3 protein-coding genes and 1 pseudogene are annotated in these 2383 nt (G+C 67.6%); 3 read left to right on the top strand and 1 reads right to left on the bottom strand.

Annotated features, from left to right (window positions below; translation table 11 throughout):
* Nucleotides 1-9 precede the first annotated feature (9 nt).
* Entirely contained in the window at nt 10-444 is a 435-nt protein-coding gene (locus tag G407_RS32925) for a response regulator (protein ID WP_084327709.1), read from the top strand.
* 4 nt (nt 445-448) lie between these two features.
* Here the strand turns inward: G407_RS32925 and G407_RS0121275 are convergent, their stop codons facing one another.
* Nucleotides 449-844: a helix-turn-helix domain-containing protein gene (locus tag G407_RS0121275; RefSeq protein WP_029032429.1), complete on the bottom strand. Its 396-nt coding sequence runs from the start codon at nt 842-844 to the stop codon at nt 449-451.
* Nucleotides 845-1012: 168 nt separating this feature from the next.
* Here G407_RS0121275 and G407_RS0121270 point away from each other — a divergent pair, with 168 nt between their 5' ends.
* Together G407_RS0121270 and G407_RS31905 are read left to right on the top strand one after the other, a co-directional pair.
* A complete protein-coding gene (locus G407_RS0121270) occupies nt 1013-1726 on the top strand; it encodes a recombinase family protein (protein WP_029032428.1) in 714 nt (237 codons plus the stop codon).
* A 267-nt stretch (nt 1727-1993) separates the two neighbouring features.
* Nucleotides 1994-2383 (top strand): annotated as a pseudogene (locus G407_RS31905) (hypothetical protein); the annotation flags it as partial.

The following is a 2383-nucleotide window of genomic DNA, read 5'->3' as shown; positions in this document are numbered from 1 at the left end:
TGACAACAAATGAGAACATCCGGCGAGACGGCCAACTTGGTTCCCGTCCTAGCATTTCCAGGCTATAGGCATCTCTTCCCTCTGCGAGGCTTGATTATGCCTACCATCCTGATCGCCGAGGATGAGAGCTTGATTGCTCTCGATCTCGCACATCTCTGCGAAGATGAAGGTTGGCTGTGTGCCGGCCCGTTCGCTACGTGCGAAGATGCTCTCCAGTGGCTTGACGATGCTTCACCAGATGTAGCTCTTCTCGACGCTGATCTACGGGATGGATCATGCCTCGCAATTGTACGCGTTCTAGAAGAGAGAAATATCCCCTGGGCGATATTATCTGGACACGAGCAAAGAAATGCTTTCGGTGTGCTCAGAGAGGTTATCTGGATTGAAAAGCCGGCATCTCCCGAGGTAGTTAGGGACGTGCTCCGCTCTTTACTTCTACTCTGAGTAATCAACCGGTGAGCCGCCGCCACCATGGTCGGCGCTCCCGCTGATCTGTGAGAAGCCGGGTCGCCTGCTCGGCCTGCACCCGCCACCGGTCTCGATCCTCCCGCACGTCCGCGAGCTGCTGATCCGCCCGGCGCAGCACGTCGCGCAACGCCTCGATCTGCGCCTCGAGCACGGCCGTTGCGTCCGGTGCAGAAGGAGGTGCGTCCTGTCCCGCTGCGCTGGTGCGCATCGTCCCGCCGCCGTTGCGGGGCGGGTAGACGCGGTGAAGCTCGGCCGGATCGATCCGCCATCCGCCGTCGTCGTCGCGCGTTGCCGACAGCCGGCCGCGCTGGATCGCGCGCAGCACGGTGGACTTGCTGGTGCCGGCCGCGTCCGCCGCTTCCCTGAGAGACAACATCCCGGTGCGTCCTGTCCCGCTGCATCGATCTGCGCACTATCCGGCCGGTCCCGTTGACGCCTGGTTAACCACAAGCGCGCACCCGCGCACCGCATTGCGCAACATTTCCCTTTGCTGCATCGTTCGTTGCTGCTAATGTTACTTGGCGGTTTCGACAGGGGACAGGCCATGGCCAACGGGAAATTCGTTTCGTACCTGCGCGTGAGCACGAAGCGGCAGGGCGCGAGCGGGCTCGGCCTGGAAGCCCAGCGCGCCGCCGTCGCGTCCTACCTGAACGGGGGCGCATGGTCCCTGGTGGCCGAAGTGGTCGAGGTCGAGAGCGGCAAGCGCGACGACAACCGCCCGCGGCTCGCCGAAGCCCTGCGCCTGTGCCGGGTGCATGGCGCAACGCTGGTGATCGCGAAGCTCGATCGCCTGTCCCGCGACGCGCATTTCCTGCTCGGGCTCGAAAAGGCCGGTGTCGAGTTCGTCGCCTGCGACATGCCCAGCGCGAACCGCCTCACGGTCGGCATCATGGCGATGGTCGCGGACGAAGAGCGCCGCATGATCTCGGCCCGGACGAAAGCCGCCCTCGCCGCTGCGAAGGCGCGCGGGGTGAAGCTCGGGGGCGATCGGGGCAACATCCGCTCCGTCGCGGCGCAGGGCACGGCGGCATCGTCCGCGATCCGCGCGGCGCAGGCGGATCAGCGCGCGGCCGATCTCGGCCCGCTGGTGGCCGATCTACAGGCCGCTGGCGTCACGTCCCTGCGCGAGCTCGCCGCCGCCCTGAACGATCGGGGCATCCGTACCGCCCGCGGCGGGGCATGGTCTGCAACGCAGGTCTCCCGCCTTCTGGATCGGATCGGCGTACCGGCTGCACCGGCCGCTCGCAACGCCGCGTGACGCGCACCGGGCGCTCGCGTTGACACGGCCGGCAACCGCGGCCGATGCTCTCCCGGCGATTCACGAATCGCAGAAACACGAAAGCCGCCCTGGTGGGGGCGGCTCACATGTCAGGCGGGGGCACCGCCCGGATCAGTTCTTGGCAGTCCTGATCCTCCCGCAGCCCCTGCCCTCTCGTCAACCGGAATCTTGCGATTCCCGGAACGGGGGCGGCTTGCCTGATCCCGAGCACCCCTCCCGCGCGGCTTCGCACGCGAGGGCAGAGCTATGTTTCGAGATCAGGTTGAGGCCGCGATCGTTGCGGCCCGCGGGGGACGGGCGCTCGATGAGGTGTCCCGGCTGGTATGGCGCGCGCTCGCAGCCGGCGAGCTAGGCGACGACGACGCGCAGGCGCTTGCCGAACGCATCCACGCCCGGCGCGAGCTATCGGGTCTAGGACGCGCAGAGACGGGGCAGGGACGGCCGCCCGCTCGCATCGGCATGTTCGGCCCGCCTCGGCCTGCCCAGCGCCCACGGGTCCGCTCCGAGGCTGTGGAGCGCCGTCGCCGCGTCGCCGCGTCTGGTGCGCTCCCGCCCGCCATCGCCGCCCGCTTCACCACCGGCGAGGCCGCCGTGCTCTCGATCATCGTGCTCGAGGTCCGCGAGCGCGGCCGGTGC

Source organism: Salinarimonas rosea DSM 21201, from assembly GCF_000429045.1.
GTDB lineage: Bacteria > Pseudomonadota > Alphaproteobacteria > Rhizobiales > Beijerinckiaceae > Salinarimonas > Salinarimonas rosea.
Note: the sequence above shows the minus strand (reverse complement) of the source record. Positions and strands in the feature narration are given on the sequence as shown.

What these genes read in the sequence shown, in the direction of transcription:
- G407_RS32925 (WP_084327709.1), top strand. Translation starts at nt 10, where the DNA reads ATGAGAACATCCGGCGAGACGGCCAACTTGGTTCCCGTCCTAGCATTT.
- G407_RS0121275 (WP_029032429.1), bottom strand. Translation starts at nt 844, where the DNA reads ATGTTGTCTCTCAGGGAAGCGGCGGACGCGGCCGGCACCAGCAAGTCC.
- G407_RS0121270 (WP_029032428.1), top strand. Translation starts at nt 1,013, where the DNA reads ATGGCCAACGGGAAATTCGTTTCGTACCTGCGCGTGAGCACGAAGCGG.